18 protein-coding genes are annotated in these 17,316 nt (G+C 67.2%); 5 read left to right on the top strand and 13 right to left on the bottom strand.

Going from position 1 to position 17,316, the window contains the following annotated elements; genetic code table 11:
• Positions 1 to 93 precede the first annotated feature (93 nt).
• The 10 genes from F614_RS0102755 to metG form a co-directional block, all read right to left on the bottom strand.
• On the bottom strand, positions 94 to 795 hold the full coding sequence (locus F614_RS0102755; RefSeq protein WP_018866884.1) for an electron transport complex subunit E: 702 nt from the start codon (positions 793 to 795) through the stop codon (positions 94 to 96).
• Positions 792 to 1,487, bottom strand: a complete 696-nt coding sequence (gene rsxG / locus F614_RS0102750) for an electron transport complex subunit RsxG (RefSeq protein ID WP_019558208.1) — start codon at positions 1,485 to 1,487, stop codon at positions 792 to 794. Before rsxG ends, F614_RS0102755 begins: the two co-directional genes overlap by 4 nt.
• On the bottom strand, positions 1,480 to 2,541 hold the full coding sequence (gene rsxD / locus F614_RS0102745) for an electron transport complex subunit RsxD (RefSeq protein WP_018866882.1): 1,062 nt from the start codon (positions 2,539 to 2,541) through the stop codon (positions 1,480 to 1,482). Before rsxD ends, rsxG begins: the two co-directional genes overlap by 8 nt.
• Positions 2,541 to 4,190 carry an electron transport complex subunit RsxC gene (rsxC, locus tag F614_RS0102740; protein ID WP_019558207.1) on the bottom strand — a complete coding sequence of 550 codons (1,650 nt, stop codon included), beginning with the start codon at positions 4,188 to 4,190 and terminating at the stop codon, positions 2,541 to 2,543. The genes rsxD and rsxC overlap by 1 nt, the downstream gene beginning before the upstream one ends.
• 32 nt (positions 4,191 to 4,222) lie before the next feature.
• Positions 4,223 to 4,819, bottom strand: a complete 597-nt coding sequence (gene rsxB, locus F614_RS0102735; RefSeq protein ID WP_018875761.1) for an electron transport complex subunit RsxB — start codon at positions 4,817 to 4,819, stop codon at positions 4,223 to 4,225.
• Positions 4,816 to 5,394, bottom strand: coding sequence for an electron transport complex subunit RsxA (gene rsxA / locus F614_RS0102730; RefSeq protein ID WP_018866879.1), 579 nt, complete (start codon positions 5,392 to 5,394; stop codon positions 4,816 to 4,818). Before rsxA ends, rsxB begins: the two co-directional genes overlap by 4 nt.
• Positions 5,395 to 5,495: 101 nt before the next feature.
• Positions 5,496 to 6,446 carry an IS481 family transposase gene (locus tag F614_RS13860; RefSeq protein WP_081618406.1) on the bottom strand — a complete coding sequence of 317 codons (951 nt, stop codon included), beginning with the start codon at positions 6,444 to 6,446 and terminating at the stop codon, positions 5,496 to 5,498.
• Between the two features lie 428 nt (positions 6,447 to 6,874).
• Positions 6,875 to 7,582, bottom strand: a complete 708-nt coding sequence (locus F614_RS0102720) for a hypothetical protein (RefSeq protein ID WP_019558206.1) — start codon at positions 7,580 to 7,582, stop codon at positions 6,875 to 6,877.
• The gene (gene mtnB / locus F614_RS0102715) at positions 7,579 to 8,199 is read right to left on the bottom strand and encodes a methylthioribulose 1-phosphate dehydratase (protein WP_018866877.1); all 621 of its coding nucleotides are present in this window, start codon (positions 8,197 to 8,199) and stop codon (positions 7,579 to 7,581) included. Before mtnB ends, F614_RS0102720 begins: the two co-directional genes overlap by 4 nt.
• Positions 8,200 to 8,300: 101 nt before the next feature.
• Positions 8,301 to 10,349, bottom strand: coding sequence for a methionine--tRNA ligase (metG, locus tag F614_RS0102710; protein WP_018880449.1), 2,049 nt, complete (start codon positions 10,347 to 10,349; stop codon positions 8,301 to 8,303).
• A gap of 459 nt (positions 10,350 to 10,808) precedes the next feature.
• Here metG and apbC point away from each other — a divergent pair, with 459 nt between their 5' ends.
• The 4 genes from apbC (at position 10,809) to F614_RS0102690 (ending at position 13,778) form a co-directional block, all read left to right on the top strand.
• Positions 10,809 to 11,900: an iron-sulfur cluster carrier protein ApbC gene (apbC, locus tag F614_RS0102705; RefSeq protein ID WP_018866875.1), complete on the top strand. Its 1,092-nt coding sequence runs from the start codon at positions 10,809 to 10,811 to the stop codon at positions 11,898 to 11,900.
• Positions 11,901 to 11,931: 31 nt separating this feature from the next.
• Positions 11,932 to 12,498, top strand: coding sequence for a dCTP deaminase (gene dcd, locus F614_RS0102700; protein WP_019558205.1), 567 nt, complete (start codon positions 11,932 to 11,934; stop codon positions 12,496 to 12,498).
• A 28-nt stretch (positions 12,499 to 12,526) separates the two neighbouring features.
• Positions 12,527 to 13,432, top strand: a complete 906-nt coding sequence (locus tag F614_RS0102695) for a carbamate kinase (protein WP_019558204.1) — start codon at positions 12,527 to 12,529, stop codon at positions 13,430 to 13,432.
• Positions 13,433 to 13,556: 124 nt separating this feature from the next.
• Positions 13,557 to 13,778, top strand: coding sequence for a hypothetical protein (locus tag F614_RS0102690; protein WP_018878383.1), 222 nt, complete (start codon positions 13,557 to 13,559; stop codon positions 13,776 to 13,778).
• A 40-nt stretch (positions 13,779 to 13,818) separates the two neighbouring features.
• Here the strand turns inward: F614_RS0102690 and F614_RS0102685 are convergent, their stop codons facing one another.
• The 3 genes from F614_RS0102685 to fnr form a co-directional block, all read right to left on the bottom strand.
• The gene (locus F614_RS0102685) at positions 13,819 to 14,388 is read right to left on the bottom strand and encodes a DUF2058 domain-containing protein (protein ID WP_019558203.1); all 570 of its coding nucleotides are present in this window, start codon (positions 14,386 to 14,388) and stop codon (positions 13,819 to 13,821) included.
• A gap of 97 nt (positions 14,389 to 14,485) precedes the next feature.
• The gene (locus tag F614_RS0102680) at positions 14,486 to 14,977 is read right to left on the bottom strand and encodes a DUF2390 domain-containing protein (RefSeq protein ID WP_019558202.1); all 492 of its coding nucleotides are present in this window, start codon (positions 14,975 to 14,977) and stop codon (positions 14,486 to 14,488) included.
• Entirely contained in the window at positions 14,970 to 15,704 is a 735-nt protein-coding gene (gene fnr / locus F614_RS0102675) for a fumarate/nitrate reduction transcriptional regulator Fnr (RefSeq protein WP_018866869.1), read from the bottom strand. The genes F614_RS0102680 and fnr overlap by 8 nt, the downstream gene beginning before the upstream one ends.
• 279 nt (positions 15,705 to 15,983) lie before the next feature.
• Here fnr and F614_RS0102670 point away from each other — a divergent pair, with 279 nt between their 5' ends.
• Positions 15,984 to 17,222, top strand: coding sequence for a cyclopropane-fatty-acyl-phospholipid synthase family protein (locus F614_RS0102670; RefSeq protein ID WP_019558201.1), 1,239 nt, complete (start codon positions 15,984 to 15,986; stop codon positions 17,220 to 17,222).
• Positions 17,223 to 17,316 lie beyond the last annotated feature (94 nt).

Genomic DNA, 17,316 nt, shown 5'->3' with positions numbered 1-17,316 from the left:
CGTTTGAGTGTCCGGGGCGCGCGGCCCCGGTAGAACGGATTCGTGGCGCCGGAAGTTTACCGGCTGACGGCCAGGAATCAAGGCCGGTTCGGTTCAGGCGTTGTCGGGGGCGGCTTCGGATTCGGTGGCGCTCTCGTCGCGGCTGGCGGTCGGCTCCGGCTCGAACTGGCTGTCGATCCAGTTCTTCGCGGCGATCAGCAGGCCCATGGCCATGAAGGCGCCCGGGGGCAGCAGGGCCAGCAGGAAGCCGTGCTCGGAGGGATAGAGCTGCAATGTCATCCCGTGCCCCCACTCGCCGAACAGCAGGTGGGCATTGGCCATCAGCGTGCCCTGGCCAAGGACCTCGCGCAGCGCACCCAGGGCGATCAGCACGCCGGTGAAGCCCAGGCCCATCATCAGGCCGTCCAGGGCGGCGCGCGGCACCGAGTTGCGCGAGGCGAAGGCCTCGGCGCGGCCGATGATGGCGCAGTTGGTCACGATCAGCGGGATAAAGATCCCGAGGATGAGGTACAGCCCGTGGAACCAGGCATTCATCGCCAGCTCGATCGCGGTGACGATGGAGGCGATGATCAGCACGTACACCGGGATGCGGATCTCCGGGCGCGCGTGGTTGCGGATCAGCGAGACCAGCACATTGGACAGCAGCAGGGTCAGGGTGGTCGCAATGCCGAGACCGATCGCGTTGACCATGGTGCCGGAGATCGCCAGCAGGGGGCACAGCCCCAGCAGCTGCACCAGCCCGGGGTTGTTGTGCCACAGGCCGTCGCGAATGATGTCGGTCAGGGTCGGGTTCATCGGCTTGCCTCGTCGTCCCCGTGGTCCTCGGGCTGCGGGAGCGGTTCCGCCATGGAGCGGGCGTCGTCGGGCCGGGTCGCCAGCAGCTCCTCGCGGTGTTCGTCGAAGTATTGCAGCGTGCGATAAACGGCGCGAACCACCGCACGCGGGGTGATGGTGGCGCCGGTGAACTGGTCGAACACGCCGCCGTCCTTGCGCACGTGCCAGTCCTCGGCCGGAGGGTTCCCCAGCGAACGGCCATGGAAGTCGTGGATCCAGTCGGAGCGCTCGGCCTCGATGGCGTCTCCCAGACCCGGGGTTTCGCGATGCGCGGAGACGCGCACCCCCTGGAGCTCGCCGTCGCGATCCACGCCGATCAGCAGGTGGATGTCGCCACTGTAGCCATCGCGCGCGATCGCGGAAAACACGATGCCGACCACTTCGTCATCGGCATCGCGGGCGAACCAGGCCGGCAGGTGGTCACCGCCCAGGAGGTCATGGCCGAGATCGATGGTGTCGTGCACGGGGTCGTTCCGGTAATCCAGGTCGCCGGTCAGCTCCGCGATGCGGTTGCGGTTGACCGCCATGCGGTTCTCTTCGATGCGGGCCTCGGTCGTGCCCTGGACGAGAGCGACGATCCCCGCCCCGGCGGCCGCAAAGCCGGCGAGCAGGGCGGTGGCCAGCAGGATGTCGCGGGGCTTCAGGTCAAGCATGCCCGTCCCCCGGCGGCGGTCCGCGGCGCGAGCGCCCGAAGATGCGCGGCCGCGTCAGGTGGTCCAGGGTCGGGGCGACCATATTCATCAGCAGCACGGCGAAGGCGACCGCATCCGGGTAGCCGCCCCAGGTGCGGATAATGAAGATCAGCACGCCGATGCCGGCGCCGTAGAGGATGCGACCCAGCGGCGTGGTGGAGGCGGAGACCGGATCGGTGGCGATGAAGAAGGCGCCGATGATGACCGCGCCACTGAACACGTGGAACGCCGGCGAGGCAAAGGAATCCGGGTCCAGCATCCAGAAGAAGCCGGCCGGGATGGCCACGCCCAGGATCACCGCCAGCGGGATATGCCAGTGGATGATGCGCCGGAACAGCAGGTACAGGCCGCCGAGCAGGAAGAAATTGCCGATCCACTCCCAGCTGGTCTCGCTGAAGCTGCCGAACAGCGGGCTCGCGGTGACCTCGCTGACGGTCCGCCCGGCCCCCAGGCCCTCGCGCATTGCGTCCAGGGGCGTGGCGCGGGTGATCGTGTCCCACTCGAGTGCGGCCGGTAGGCTGCCGGTGAGCACGGTCTGCAGCGTCTGGCCCAGGCCCAGCGACAGGTCGGAGAGGGTGTCCGGCGCGGGCCACAGGGCCATCTCCCGCGGGAACGAGACCAGCACGACCACGTAGCCGACCATCGCGGGGTTGAACGGGTTGTAGCCGAGCCCGCCATACAGGTGCTTGGCCACCACGATCGCGAAGGCGATACCGATCAGGGTGACCCAGATCGGCGTCAGCGGCGGTACGGCCAGGGCGAACAGCCAGCCGGTCACGATGGCCGAGTTGTCGCTCAGGGTGGCCATGACCGGGCGCTTGCGGGCCGCCACGATCGCAGCCTCGAAGGCCACGGCGAACAGTACCGCCAGGACCACATTGACCAGGACGCCCCAGCCGAAGAACCAGGCCATGGCCAGCGTGCCGGGTACCAGGGCCATCTGGACCTGCTGCATGACCCCGCCCACCGAGTGGGCCGGGATCATGTGCGGCGAGGATTCGGTGCGAAAGCGCATCAGCGGCTGCCCGAGTCCGTGGAATCGCGCGGGCCGGATTCGCTGGATGTGCCGGCCTCCGCGGTGCCGGCGTTGTCCTGTCCGTCCCCGGGGGTCTCGGCGGTCTGTCCGGCCTTGGCGGCCTTGCGCGCGCGGGCGCGTTCCAGCGCGGCCTGGATGGCGGCCTGCTTGTCGTCGTCGGCGCCTTCCTCGCCCTCCTTCTTCTTCACCGCCGCCTTCTTCCTGGCCATGCGCTCGGCCTTCTCGCGTTCCTCGCGCTCGATGCGCTCCTGGCGGAACTCATAGCGTTCGCGGGCGATGTCGGACTTCTGCCGTTCCTTCTCGCGCGCCCAGATCTCGTTCTTGGCGTAGCGGTAGTACTGCACCAGCGGGATATTGCTGGGGCAGACATGCGCGCAGCAGCCGCACTCGATGCAGTCGAACAGGCCGTAGCCCTGGATCGCGTCGAAGTCCTTGGCCTTGGCCTGCCAGTAGAGCTGCTGCGGCAGCAACTGGGCGGGGCAGGCGGCCGCACACTCGCCGCAGCGGATGCAGGGCATCACCGGCCCCGGGGGCGGGGTGTCCTGGGGGCGAGTGGCGAGCAGGCAGTTGGTGCCCTTGATCACGGGTATGGCGTCGTCGTGGACCGCGAAACCCATCATCGGGCCGCCCATCACCAGGCGATCCACCCCATCGGCGTAACCGCCGGTCGCGGCGATGACGTCGGCGAACGGGGTCCCCAGCAGGGCCTCGACATTGCGCGGGTGCCGCACGCCCGGCCCGGTAACGGTGACGATGCGCGACAGCAGGGGGCGCCCCTGGATGATCGCGTCGCAGACCGCCTTGAAGGTGCCGGGATTGTTGCAGACCATCCCGATATCGGCCGGAAGACCGCCGCTGGGGACCTCCTGGCCGGTCAGCACCTTGATCAGCTGGCGTTCGCCGCCGGTGGGGTAGAGGGAGGGGACCGAGACCAGCTGGATCAGCTCGCGCAGTTCGCCCGGCAGGTTTTCGGTGAGGGCCCGCATCGCCTCGGGCATGTTGTCTTCCACCGCGAACAGCACCCGTTCGACGTCCAGCAGGTGGGCAACGATGCGAATGCCCTCGAACACCGCCTCCGGGGCGGTGCGCAGCAGCATGTCATCGGCGCTGATGTAGGGCTCGCACTCGGCCCCGTTCACGATCAATGTATGGATGCGCTGACCGGCGCGCGGGTTGAGCTTGACCGCGGTGGGAAAGGCGGCCCCGCCCAGCCCGACGATGCCGGCGTCGCGGATGCGCTGGCGCAGCTTGCGCGGCTCGCGGGTATCCCAGTCCAGCCAGGGTTCCATGCGGGTGTCGCCCCAGGCGTCGCGCCCGTCGGTCTGGATGACCACACAGGGGGCGTCCAGACCGGAGGGATGGGGCACCGCGTGCGGGGCGATCTCGATCACCTCCCCGGAACTGGGGGCGTGCACGTGGGCGGCGATATATCCCTTGGACTGGCCGATGCGCTGACCCTTGGTCACGTAGTCGCCGACCGCCACGCAGGGCTCCGCGGCCTCGCCGATGTGCTGGCCCAGCGGGACGATCAGCTGCGGAGGCACGCCCATCACCAGCACCGGATCGCGGGTGCTGGCTTCGGTCTCGTCGGCCAGTTTCAGGCCCCCGTGGAAGCGATGCAGCTGCATAAGCGTATTCTAACGGTTTGCGGACATCCGACTCAGTCGGAAGCCCCCGAACCGTCCGCGATGGCGTGGATGGGCCGCTTGATGGGCTGCTCGATGGGCGAGGGTTCCGGTTCCGACCAGCGCCATTCGGTGATGTCGGTGCCGACCGGAACCATGGTGATGCAGTCGACCGGACAGGGCTCGATGCACAGCTCGCATCCGGTGCATTCCTCCTCGATCACGGTATGCATCTGCTTGGCGGCGCCGAGGATGGCATCCACCGGGCAGGCCTGAATGCACAGGGTGCAGCCGATGCAGATGTTCTCGTCGATGATCGCGACGGCCTTCTCCTGCTCTTCTTCCTCCAGCGGGGTGGGCTCGCGGTCGAGCAGGTCGGCCAGGGCCTGGACCGTGGCCTGACCGCCGGGCGGGCAGCGGTTGATGTCCGCCTCGCCGGCGGCGATGGCCTCGGCATACGGCCGGCAGCCGGGGTAGGAGCACTGGCCGCACTGGGTCTGCGGCAGCAGGGCGTCGATCTGGTCCACCACCGGGTCGGCCTCGACCCGGAAGCGCTGCGCGGCGAACCCCAGGATCAGCCCGAATGCAGCGGCCAGGCCGCCGATCGCGAGGATGGCGTAGAGCACGCTCACAGCCGCACCAGCCCGGAAAAGCCCATGAACGCCAGCGACATCAGCCCGGCGGTGACCATGGCGATGGCGCTGCCGCGGAACATCACCGGCACATCGGCCACGGCGATGCGCTCGCGGATCGCGGAGAACAGGATCAGCACCAGCGAAAAACCGACTGCGGCACCGAAACCGTACAGGGCCGACTCGACAAAATTGTGTGCCTCCTGGACGTTGAGCAGGGCGACGCCCAGCACCGCGCAGTTGGTGGTGATCAGCGGCAGGAAGATCCCCAGCACGTTGTAGAGCAGGGGCGAGGTTTTGCGCACCACCAGCTCGGTGAACTGCACCACCGCCGCGATTACCAGGATGAAGGCGATGGTGCGCAGGTATTCCAGCCCGAGCGGGGTCAGCAGGTATTCATTGATCACGTAGGAACTGACGGCGGACAACGTCAGGACGAAGGTCGTGGCCAGGCCCATGCCGGTGGCCGTCTCGACCTTGCGCGAGACCCCCATGAACGGGCACAGGCCCAGAAACTTCACCAGTACGAAGTTGTTCACGAGGATCGTACTGATGAGGATCAGGACGTATTCCACGAAAAATCCGAGTCGTCAGGTCAACAACACAGTATCGGCGACGGGCGGTGCCCGCTCAACCCTGCCCGCGACGGGGCCATTGCCCTTTCCGGGCGCGAAACCTAGGTGTGGAGTCTCACAAGGTTGTCCTCAGGTAGACCGAGGACGCTGATGGGTGGCTGCTTGTTCAGGCTACCGTGTGGGCGGTGCCAGTTGTAGTCGTGGATCCATCGGGGCAGATGGCGTTTGCGCTCCTCTGACGTGGCGTAGGTGAAGGCGTAGGCCCACTCGCGCAGGGCGGTCTGGATAAAGCGCTCGGCCTTGCCATTGGTTCGCGGCGTGTAGGGCCGGGTGCGGCGATGGCGGATGCCCAGTCGGCGGCAGGCCTGGCTGAACGCCCGGGCGTGGTAGCAGGGTCCGTTGTCGGTCAGGACCCGTCGGATGGTGATCCCCAGGGTGGCGTAGTAGCGCACGGCCGCCTCCAGGTGCGCGATCGCATCCTGGGCCCGCTCGGCGGGATGGATCTCGCTGTAGGCGATGCGCGAGCGGTCGTCGATGGCCACATGCACGTACTCGTAGCCCGCTCCGATGGAGTCCTTGGCGCGGACGCCGGTCACGCGGTGGCCCGGGTGACGGAAGCGCGCCAGCTTCTTGATGTCGAGGTGGAGCAGATCGCCGGGGTGTTCGTGTTCGTAGCGCCGGGGTGGCTCGGCCGGCTCCAGTGCGCTCAGGCGGTTCAGGCCCTCGCGCCGCAGGATGCGGCTGACGCTGGCCCTCGAGATCCTTGTGAAGGTCGCGATGCGATCCATGGTCCAGCGCTGGCGCCGCAAGGCGACCACCTGCCGTTGGATCCGTCGGGGGGTTCGCCGCGGCTGGCTCCGCGGCCGGGACGAACGGTCCACAAGTCCGGAACGGCCGGCCTCCTGGAACCGCTGGACCCAGCGCTGCACGGTCTTCGGATCCACGTCAAAGGCGCGGGCCGCTGCACGAAGGCTCAGGCCGTGATCCACGACCAGGCGAGCCATCCGCTCTCGACCGCGGGGACCCATTAAGGCATTTTGATGAAGGTTCACGGGGCGTCCTCCTTGGGAATGGCTCAGTCCGCAAACTCAGCATCCTTCGGAGTCGTCCCGTGGACAACCTATTGAGAGATCACACCTAGGGAGACGCTGATTGAATCGCACGTCCGCGCTCGAGTCGCTTTTGCGTGCGAACAAGGCGCGGTGACTGCCGTGCAGTCATTCTGCACAAAGGAGCCGCAACGCCGTTCCCGCGCCCGTTGTTGATCATAAAAACGGGCGGCCGAGCCCCTGCTTTCAATCGCTTGTGGGGTTGGTGCCCCCTGTTCCCCGATCCTGCGTTGCGCCGCTTGCGGGTAGAACCACTACCCGCTACACGACGCGCCTTGTCTCGGAAAACAGGGGGCACCAACGCGGACGTGCGATTCAATCAGCGTCTCCCTAGTCCGGCGCGTGGCCGAGGCCGGGAATGTCGAGTCAGATTAGTGCCCGTCGGCGGTGTCGGAGATGAGCGAGGTCAAGGGCCGCACCGGATGGTCGTCCTCGGCCTGGGGGTCCGCGGCCGGGCGAGCGGTCAGCAGCCAGGCCTGGTGGGCGGCGTCCAGCTCGTCACGGCGGGTGGACAGCACCAGCACGGTCTCCGGCGTCAGGCCGATCTCCTCCGCGAGACGACGGTAGCTGCCGGCATCGCGGCGGCCACCGATGCGGGTGTCGAACAGTCCGGTCAGGTGTTGTTCGACCTCCGGGTGCGGGCCGTGGCGCAGCCAGTCGCGCTGTACCGGTGCCGGGGTCGCGCCGAAGCTGTACAGGGCCACTCCGCTGCGGTGCAGCCGGTCCAGCGTCGCGGCGGTTTCCCGGGAGAGTTGTGGCTGCAGGGCCCCGGCCTCCAGCGCATCGGCCCAGACCATCCCCTGGAGCTGGCGCACCGGCGTGATGTCCTGCCCGCCCCGGATCCACGCGCGGATCTGGGACAGCAGCCCGTCCACGTCCAGCTCGCGCCCGGAGTAGGCGAGGATGTCCGTCAGCGTCCGCTGGACCGCGGTGGACTCGGCGTGACGCTCGAGGAAGTCCGGCAGCGCCTCGAGGGCGTGTGGTTCCAGCGTATCGCGCAGCACGCCGGACGGGGCGAGGACTCCCTCGAAGGCCAGGATGACGGCCTGGGGGGCGGGGTGAGCGGAGGTCGGGGTCATAGGGGTAGCTGGCGGGCCAGCGTTTCGCATTCGAACATGAACTCGAAGGCCTCGGTGCGCTGCATGGCCCGTTCCACCGTCTCGCCCCAGGTGTAGAGCCCGTGACCGCCGATCAGGTAACCGGCAAGTGCCGGGTCGCGGTCCATGGCGGCGTCGACCCGGGCGGCCAGCTGCTGCATGTCCGGCTCGTTGGCGAACACCGGGATGCGGATGCCGCGCGCGGGGTGTTCGCAGCCGGGGAGTTCGCGCAGGGCCTCGTAGTCGCGCAGCAGCAGTGAGCCCGTGACCTGCCGCGACAGCACGGTACCCTGCACGCTGTGCGTATGCAGGACGGCGCCGAGCTGCGCGTCGCGGCGGTACATGATGATGTGCAGGAAGGTCTCGGGGCCGGGTTCGCCGCTGCCGGTGACCCGATGCCCTTCGAGATCCACCACCATGAAGTCGTGGGCGTCCAGCAGGTCCTTGCTGCGCCCCGGGGCGGTAATCACGATATGCCGGTCGTCCAGACGCGCGGAGAAGTGCCCGGTGCGCGCGGGGAGCCAGCCGCGGTCCGCGAGTTCGCGTCCGGCTTCGGCCAGCAGGCGAACCTGCGCTTTGAATTCGGGGCTTTGTTCCATGCGTCCGGGTGTCGACAAAAGAGCGGCAGCTTACGCGAGGCTCGGGTGCAAATCCATGGGCCGCGCGCGTTCCATGCCGTTCTCGTCGGTTGCGGTGGGCATCACTTGACGCGCATGCCGGGGCGGGCCCCGTCATCCGGGTTCAGGATGTAGAGCTCCGACCCACCCGGGCCGGCGGCCAGCACCATGCCCTCGGAGACGCCGAAGCGCATCTTGCGCGGGGCCAGGTTGGCGACCATCACGGTATACCGGCCGATCAGGTCCTCCGGGGCGTAGGCGGACTTGATGCCGGCGAATACCTGGCGCGTCTCGGAACCGATATCCAGGGTGAGTTTCAGGAGTTTGTCGGCGCCGTCCACGTGCTCGGCATTGGCGATGCGGGCGATACGCAGATCGACCCGGGCAAAGGTATCGAAGTCGATGGTCTCGGCAATCGGGTCCACGTTCGCCTCCGTGGCCTGTTCAGGGGCCGCGTTGTCGGGGCTGGCGGTCTCGCGGGCGGCCAGAGTGGCCTTCGAGGCCTCCAGCAGCTTTTCGATGGTCTCCGGCTCGATGCGCGTCATCAGCGGCTTGAACTTCTGGATGGAACGTCCGATCAGGGGTTCGCGGTTCGCCCAGCGGGTGTCGTCCAGGTTCAGGAACGCGGCGGCGTCGGCCGCCAGCTTCGGCAGCACCGGGGCGAGATAGACAATCAGGATGCGGAACAGGTCCAGCCCCTGGGTGTTGATGGCCTGCACCTCGGCCTCGCGACCTTCCTGCTTGGCCAGCACCCAGGGCTGGGCCTCGTCGATGTACTGGTTGGCCTGATCCGCCAGCGCCATGATGCGGCGCATCGCCTGGGCGAACTCGCGCCGCTCGAATGCCGCCGCGATCGCCTCGCCCTCGGCGACGAAGGCGTCGTGCAGGTCCGGGCGCGGGAGTTCCGCGGCCAGCTGGCCGTCGAAGCGCTTGTGGATGAAGCCGGCGCAGCGGCTGGCGATGTTGACCACCTTGCCGACCAGGTCCGAGTTCACGCGCTGCACGAAGTCGTCCAGGTTCAGATCCAGGTCGTCGACCCCGTCCCCCAGTTTGGCGGCCAGGTAGTAGCGCAGCGATTCGGGGTTCAGGTGGTCCAGGTAGTCGCGGGCGCGGATGAAGGTCCCGCGCGACTTGGACATCTTCTGGCCGTTGACCGTCAGAAAGCCGTGGCAGAAGACCGCCGACGGGGTGCGAAAGCCCGCGCCATGCAGCATGGCCGGCCAGAACAGGGTGTGGAAGTAGGCGATGTCCTTGCCGATGAAGTGGTACAGCTCGGCGTCGGAGTCCGCGCCCCACCAGGCGTTGAAGTCCAGGCCCTGCTGCTCGGCGAAGGCGCGAAAGCTCGCCATGTAGCCGATCGGGGCGTCCAGCCACACGTAGAAGTACTTGCCCGGGGCGTCGGGGATCTCGAAGCCGAAGTAGGGCTTGTCACGGGAGATGTCCCAGTCGCTCAGGCCGGTCTCGAACCATTCGTCCAGCTTGTTGCGGATCGCGTCCTGCAGACGGCCGGAGCGGGTCCAGTCGCGCAGGAAGGCCTCGAAGTCGCCCAGCTTGAAGAAGTAGTGCTCCGAGGCGCGGGACTCCGGGCGCGCGCCGCTGATGGCCGATACCGCGTCTTTCAGGTCCATCGGGCTGTAGGTCGCGCCGCAGGCCTCGCAGGAGTCGCCGTACTGCTCCTGCGCGCCGCATTTGGGGCAGGTGCCCTTGATGAAGCGATCCGGCAGGAACATCCCGGCCTCGGGGTCATAGGCCTGGTCGATGGTGCGGGTCTCGATGTGCCCGGCGTCGCGCAGGGCCTTGTAGATCTGGCCGGCCAGCTCGCGGTTCTCGTCGGAGTGCGTCGAGTGGTAGTGATCAAAGCCGATCAGGAATTCGCTGAAGTCGGCCTCGTGTTCCTGGCGCACCCGCGCGATCAGTTCTTCCGGCTCGATGCCCTCGGATCGGGCCTTGAGCATGATCGGCGTGCCGTGGGCGTCGTCCGCGCATACGTAGATCACCTCGTGGCCCCGCGCACGCTGGTACCGCACCCAGATGTCGGTCTGGATGTATTCCACCAGGTGCCCGAGATGGATCGGGCCGTTGGCGTAGGGCAGGGCGCTGGTGACGAGGATCTTGCGCGGGGTTTCGGTCATTGCTTGGCTCGTGATGGGCGGCGCCGGGCCGCGGGTGCAGGGGCGCTATTGTCGGGTGTGTCCGGCGGCTTGTCGAGGCGCAGCGCGGGCTGGGCCCGCTTGTCCACAGAAGCTGTGGATAAGTCTGTGGGAAACCCGGTGGAATCGGTCGCTACCCCTTGCCACACAAGGGCGCATGACAAATTGGTTAAAAATCGACCAACCCAAAAGAAATCCAATAAAACATGAACTTAAACAACTATTGTGCAGCGTTTTGGACGTTTGTGCGGCTATCTAGGCCTGTCTTCCCCGTATGCGCCATGTTTGTGCATAAAACCGTTGCGAAAGGCTTGACACCCGGCCGGATGAGGATGTTTGGGCCCCGGGAAAGGACTGGCACTGCGTGTTGCCATTGGCGTGCCGTACCGGTGCCAGTAGAATCGCGCGGTCACCCTTAAATTGCTGGATGGAACGAACACCATGGCCGAACTCTCGCGCGAGCAGATCGAAAACGCCCTGAAGACTGTTCAGGACAAGTACCTGGAGCAGGATTTGGTGGCCGCCGGCGCGGTCAAGGACATTCAGGTGGAGGGCGCGCGCGCCTCCATTGCCATCGAGATGGGCTACTCCTCGAACGGCTATCACGACGAGCTCCGCGCAGCCATCCAGGGGGCGCTGGCCGGTGTCGCCGGGCTGGAATCCTCGGAAGTGACCATCAACACCAAGGTCACGACGCACGCAGTGCAAAAGAGCCTCAAGCCGATGGCGGGGATCAAGAACATCATCGCCGTGGCCTCCGGCAAGGGCGGGGTGGGCAAGTCCACCACCGCGGTGAATCTGGCGCTGGGCCTGGCGGCCGAGGGCGCGCAGGTCGGCATCCTGGATGCGGACATCTACGGCCCCAGCCAGCCGCGCATGCTGGGCATCAAGGGCAACCCGGAGTCCAAGGATGGCAAGAGCATGGAGCCGCTGGAGCGCCACGGCGTACAGGCGATGTCCATCGGCTTCCTGATCGAGGAGGACACGCCGATGATCTGGCGTGGCCCGATGGTGACCCAGGCGCTGGAGCAGCTCCTGAACGAGACTAACTGGAAGGATCTGGACTACCTGATCATCGACCTGCCGCCGGGCACCGGCGACATCCAGCTGACGCTGTCGCAGAAGATTCCGGTGTCCGGCGCGGTGATCGTGACCACGCCGCAGGACATCGCGCTGCTGGACGCCCGCAAGGGCCTGCGCATGTTCGAGAAGGTCGAGGTGCCGGTGCTGGGCATCATCGAGAATATGAGCATCCACATCTGCTCGAAGTGCGGCAACGAAGAGTACATCTTCGGCCAGGGCGGGGCGGAGAACATGGCCGAGGAGTACGGCGTGGATATGCTGGGCGCCCTGCCGCTGGACATCCGCATCCGCGAACAGGCGGATGGCGGCGAGCCCACCGTGATCGCCGACCCGGATGGCCGCATTACCGAGATCTATCGCGAGATCGCGCGGCGCACCGGCGCCAAGCTGGCGGAGCAGTCCAAGGACTACAGCAGCAAGTTCCCCAATATCGTGATTCAGAACAACTGATCCGGCGAACCGCCGACCAGGGACAGGGCCAATGAGCATCAAGTCGGACTGCTGGATCCGGGAGATGGCCGAGACGCAGGGCATGATCGAGCCCTTCGAGCCCGGCCAGATCCGCTACCGCGACGAGGAGCGGATCGTGTCCTACGGCACCTCCAGCTACGGCTACGACGTGCGCTGTTCGGATCATTTCAAGATCTTCACCAACATCAATTCCAGCATCGTCGATCCCAAGGGCTTCGACGAGGGCAGCTTCGTGGATGTGCAGTCGGATGTCTGCATCATCCCGCCCAACTCCTTTGCCCTGGCGCACACGGTGGAGTACTTCCGTATCCCGCGCGACGTGCTGACCATCTGCCTGGGCAAGTCCACCTATGCCCGCTGCGGCATCATCGTGAACGTGACCCCGCTGGAGCCCGAGTGGGAGGGCCACGTGACGCTGGAGTTCTCCAACACCACGCCGTTGCCGGCCAAGATCTACGCCAACGAGGGTGTGGCGCAGATGCTGTTCCTGCAGTCCGACGAGGTCTGCGAGACGTCCTACAAGGATCGCGGCGGCAAGTACCAGGGGCAGCGCGGCGTCACCCTGCCGCGGACCTGACACCCACCAAATACCCCGGAGGACCGCCATGCGCATCGTGATCGCGCTGGGCGGCAACGCCCTGTTGCAACGCGGCGAGACCCCCTCGGCCGAGGCCCAGCAGCGCAACGCGCAACAGGCCGCCGAGGCGATCGCCGCCGTGGCGCGCGAGCACGAGGTGGTCGTCACCCACGGGAACGGGCCGCAGGTTGGCCTGCTGGCCAATCAGGCGGAGTGCGATCGCATCGCCTGGCCGCTGGACGTTGTCGGCGCCGAGAGTCACGGCATGATCGGCTACATCCTGGCGCGCGAGCTGCACAACGCACTGGGGCATGACCGGGTGGCGAGCCTGCTGACGCAGACCGAGGTCGACCCCAACGATCCGGCCTTTGGCCATCCGGAGAAATTCATCGGCCCCACCTGGGATGAGGCCCGTGCTCGTGCGCTGGCCGACGAGCGCGGTTGGGATATCGCGCCCGACGGCGAGGGTTGGCGGCGCGTGGTAGCCTCGCCCGAGCCGCAGCGGCTGCTGGGCATGGAGGCGGTACGCTCCCTGGTGGATAGTGGCGCTGTCGCGATCTGCGCCGGGGGTGGGGGTGTGCCAGTCGCGCGCGACGCGGCCGGGCGCCTGCAGGGCATCGAGGCCGTGGTCGACAAGGACCTGACGGCCGCCCGTCTGGCCGCGCATGTCGAGGCCGACTGGCTGCTGATGCTGACCGATGTCGACGGCGTCTATATGGACTGGGGCACGCCGGACGCTCGGCGCTTGAAGGCCCTGCTGGTCACGGCCGTGGAGCCGGCGGCCTACCCCGCGGGTTCCATGGGCCCGAAGATGGAGGCGGCGCGGCGCACGGCGCAAGGCGGCATCCGGGTCGGGATCGGTGCGCTGGGGCATGCCGCTGATATCCTGGACGGCCAGGCCGGGACCCGCATCCTGCCGGTCGGGACCGTCTGACAGCGAATCCGCAGCCAGGCGGGTCTCAAGGGCGTGTGCCAAGCCCGTGATCTTCACGCCGGCGCTTGCGCGCCGGGCCGCGGGCTTGCACGCTTTGACCTGAAAACACCCGAGAGCGATAGCGATGCGAGAGATTCAGCGAGCGACCCCCCTGGTGATCGGACTGACCGCCGTGGGCCTGCTGGCCCTGGGCTGTGGCAACGGCGCGCCGGAGGAGGAGTCGGCGGGTGCACCCCAGAGTCTGGGTGAGGGGGGGCTAACCCCTCAGGACATGTCCAGTGACGAGGCCCGGCGTCCGCAGCAGTCCGGCATGCCGGCCGCGGACGTGAAGCGCACCACGGACTGACGGACCCGCGGGGCCGCCGGTCCGTGCGTGCCCCTTGCCCTCACCACATCAGGTCATCGGGGACGACGTAATCCTTGTAGGGGTCGTCCGGGTCGGGGTCGGACGACGCATCATCCTCGGCCGGAATCACCAGCGGCCATTCCGGCTCGCGCTCGCGGATGCGGTTCGCTGTCTCCCGCGGGATGACCCGGAAGCCCTTCTCCGGCCGGATATCCAGCCCCGCAATCGCGGCGCGCCCGTCGGCGAGGCGCTTTTGCAGATCCGCTGTCACCGGTAGGTGACGGATCTGCCCCCCCTGCTGAAAGTGATAGTCCAGCGCGGCATCGCCCGTGGGGATCGGCGCCAGGTGGGTGCTGACCAGCTCGCGGATCTGCGCGTGGCGGGCGCGGCGTTCGGCACGCTCCTGCTGTTCGCGGTTCTTCTGCCGCGAGCGTTCGGCCTGCTCGGCCTTGCGCGCCTCGGCCACGCCGGGCTCGGGGCCGGTCTTGCGGTCCTTCTTCTTTTTCGCGTTGCCCTTTTGCGCCTGATGCTTTTGCGCCTTGGCCTTGCGAACCTGTTTTTCGTCCACCAGCCCCGTCTTCAGGAGCTGGCTGCGCAGATCGTCGGACATGAATCCTGCCGTGTAGGGTCTGTATGCCGGGGAGGATAGCCGGAACAGCCAGCGCATGCAGCCGGTATGCCGCTACGTACGTCCCTGCGTGGACACGCTATTGAGAGCACCGATCCGGAGTGTGTGGCGCGTCGCGGATCTCGGCCTCCGGCAATGCGGGGAACAGCGTGTGCAGTCGGCGCCGGTGGTTCACGGCGTGGGACCGGCTATCCGGCGTCGAGAGCTGGCGGGCCTGCGCGAGCAGTTGCAGGCCCGCCAGGCGCTCGCTCTGGAGTTCGAGCGCGAGTACCGCGCGGTAGAGCGTGTCGCGCTCGGGGGTGCGCAACTGGCGGCGCAGGGCGCGGATGCGTCCGGTGGCAGAGGTCTGCCAGCGGCGGGCGGTTTGCGCGAGCCGTTGCCACTGAGAGGTCGTCAGCGGTCGGGGGTACCACAGGGCAAACAGCGCCAGCATCACATCCACCCCGAAGTCCTCCTGCCAGCGCAGCAGGCGCGCGCGTGCATCGGGGTCGGCCCAGAGGGTTCCGGCGAAGCGCCAGAAGGCCTCGAAGTCCGTCGACGGCTCCTCCGGGGTGCCTCCGGATTCAGGCACTGCTCGCGGCGGAGGAGGTGAACGTCACCCCGGCGGTGTTCCGCAGACTCTCGGGCTCCAGGATCTCGAGGTCGCGGGTGTGCAGGCTGATTACGCCCTGGTTGCGCAGCTGGGTGAACAGTCGGCTGATGGTCTCCTGGGTCAGGCCCAGGTGGTTGGCGATGTCGGCGCGCGACATCGGCAGGTAGAACCGCTCGGGGGACAGGCCGCGAGTGCGCTGGCGTTCCGACAGCCCCACGAGGAATGTCGCCAGGCGCTGCTCGGCCGTGCGCTGGGCAAGCAGCGCATGCAGGCTTTCGTCCTGCGCGAGCTCCTGGCTCATCACGCTCATCATGTGCTGGCGGAACGTGGGCAGGCGCCCGGCGAGGTCGTCGACATGCCCGTAGGGCACGGCACAGACGCTGGTGGATTCCAGGGCCACGGCACTCACCGGGTGCTTGCCCGAATGGATCGCGTCCAGTCCCAGGAGGTCGCCGGCCAGGGCAAAGCCCGTGATCTGTTCAGTGCCGTCATCGGAGATCAGCACCGTCTTCAGCGCCCCCGTGCGGACCGCATACAGCGCGTCGAACTTGGCCCCCATGGTGAACAGGGCCGCGCCCTTGGCGATCGGCCGGCGCTGCTGGACGATCTCGTCGAGCTGCCAGAGCTCGTCCTGCGGCAGGCCGACCGGCAGGCAGAGCTGGCGCAGGGTGCAGTGCTGACAGGCTTGGGTGGGTCGTAGCGTCATGAGTGCAGGGTAGCCGTTTTTTCGGAATTGGGGAAAGGGATTTTCGGGGTCTGCCATCACGCTCGGGAATGCGCTACTGTCCCTGTGGAATGCAGGTGATTCGGGTCGGGGTTATTACGGGTCTCGAAGCGGCGCCGGCCGCCCACTTCACCGCGCGCGGCATCAGGCATGGACAACGCGAGATAACAATATTTAGACTCAGTTTACATTGGGTGGCGCGGCAACGGCCTGGAACCCACGCGTTGCGCACGGGCCGCCGAGACAAGGACAGGGGTCAAGATGATCGAGCGGTTACTCGAGCAATACATGCGCTACGGGACCTTTGTGCTGCGGCACCCGGATGGCCGCGAGCAGCGTTTCGGTAGCGGTACGCCGGAGATCGCGATGCAGCTGCATGACCGGGCGGCGCTGCGCAAGATCGGTCGCGATCCGGGGTTCCAGCTGGGCGAGACCTACATGAACGGCATGTGGTCGCCTGGCCCCGAGGGCCTGCAGGTGTTCCTGGATGTGGCTATGCGCAACTTCGCGCCGATGTTCCAGCAGCGTGTCAATCCGGCGGTGCGTATGCTCCGGGCGCTGATCGAGCAGGGCAACAAGGTGGCGCGCTGCTATCAGAACATCGCCCATCATTATGATGTCGACGAGTGGCTTTATCGCCAGTTCCTGGACGAGGGCATGTTCTACAGTTGTGCCTACTTCGAGCGGCCCGATATGACGCTGGAGGAAGCGCAGCAGGCCAAGTGCGCGATGCTGCGCAGGAAGCTGCGCCTGGAACCCGGCATGCGGGTCCTTGATATCGGTTGCGGCTGGGGCGGCCTGGCCTTCCATCTGGCCGAGCACGCGGACGTGCAGGTCGACGGCGTGACACTGTCCCGGGAGCAGCTGCGGGTGGCCCGGGAGGAGGCCGGGCGACGCGGGCTGGAGGACCGGGTGCGGTTTCTCTACCAGGACTACCGCGAGCATGACGACCAGTACGACCGGATCGTCAGCGTCGGCATGTTCGAGCATGTCGGCACACCCAACTACGGTACGTTCTTCCAGCGGGTACACGACCTCCTGACGCCCGACGGCATCGCCGTGCTGCATACCATCGGGCGGCAGGAGCCGCCGGGCACCTCCAACCCGTGGCTCAGCAAGTACATCTTTCCGGGCGGGTACACCCCGGCGCTGTCCGAGGTGATGAGTGCGCTGGAACCCACCCCGCTGTACACCACGGATATCGAGTTCTGGCGGCTGCACTATGCCGAGACACTGGCCGAGTGGTACCGCCGCTTCCAGAAGGTCCGGGCCGAGGCCGTGACGCGCTTTGACGAGCGCTTCTGCCGCATGTGGGAGTTCTATCTGGCCAGCTGCGAGGGCACCTTCCGCTGGTGGGGACAGGTGGTCTTCCACGTGCAGATGGCCAAGCAGCAGGACGCGGTGCCGCTGACGCGCGACTACCTCTATCGCGACGACGCCTCCGAGGTGGTCTCGATCCCCCCCGGCGAGGCCCAGGCACGGCGCAGCAACGCAGCCTGAGGGGCGGCCGAATGCGTCGGGAACGGCGCGAAAACGGGGCCCGGAGCGCGCGAACCGAACGTACTTTCCCTACACTAATGGGGACGTTGCGGCC

It is taken from the genome of Thioalkalivibrio sp. ALE12 (assembly GCF_000381105.1).
Taxonomy (GTDB): Bacteria; Pseudomonadota; Gammaproteobacteria; order Ectothiorhodospirales; family Ectothiorhodospiraceae; genus Thioalkalivibrio.
Note: the sequence above shows the minus strand (reverse complement) of the source record. Positions and strands in the feature narration are given on the sequence as shown.

Coding starts and splice junctions, on each gene's coding strand:
- metG (WP_018880449.1), bottom strand. CDS start 10,349: ATGACCGAAACCCCGCGCAAGATCCTCGTCACCAGCGCCCTGCCCTAC.
- apbC (WP_018866875.1), top strand. CDS start 10,809: ATGGCCGAACTCTCGCGCGAGCAGATCGAAAACGCCCTGAAGACTGTT.
- F614_RS0102720 (WP_019558206.1), bottom strand. CDS start 7,582: ATGACCCCGACCTCCGCTCACCCCGCCCCCCAGGCCGTCATCCTGGCC.
- dcd (WP_019558205.1), top strand. CDS start 11,932: ATGAGCATCAAGTCGGACTGCTGGATCCGGGAGATGGCCGAGACGCAG.
- mtnB (WP_018866877.1), bottom strand. CDS start 8,199: ATGGAACAAAGCCCCGAATTCAAAGCGCAGGTTCGCCTGCTGGCCGAA.
- rsxD (WP_018866882.1), bottom strand. CDS start 2,541: ATGCGCTTTCGCACCGAATCCTCGCCGCACATGATCCCGGCCCACTCG.
- F614_RS0102755 (WP_018866884.1), bottom strand. CDS start 795: ATGAACCCGACCCTGACCGACATCATTCGCGACGGCCTGTGGCACAAC.
- fnr (WP_018866869.1), bottom strand. CDS start 15,704: ATGACGCTACGACCCACCCAAGCCTGTCAGCACTGCACCCTGCGCCAG.
- F614_RS0102690 (WP_018878383.1), top strand. CDS start 13,557: ATGCGAGAGATTCAGCGAGCGACCCCCCTGGTGATCGGACTGACCGCC.
- rsxC (WP_019558207.1), bottom strand. CDS start 4,190: ATGCAGCTGCATCGCTTCCACGGGGGCCTGAAACTGGCCGACGAGACC.
- rsxG (WP_019558208.1), bottom strand. CDS start 1,487: ATGCTTGACCTGAAGCCCCGCGACATCCTGCTGGCCACCGCCCTGCTC.
- F614_RS0102695 (WP_019558204.1), top strand. CDS start 12,527: ATGCGCATCGTGATCGCGCTGGGCGGCAACGCCCTGTTGCAACGCGGC.
- F614_RS0102670 (WP_019558201.1), top strand. CDS start 15,984: ATGATCGAGCGGTTACTCGAGCAATACATGCGCTACGGGACCTTTGTG.
- F614_RS0102685 (WP_019558203.1), bottom strand. CDS start 14,388: ATGTCCGACGATCTGCGCAGCCAGCTCCTGAAGACGGGGCTGGTGGAC.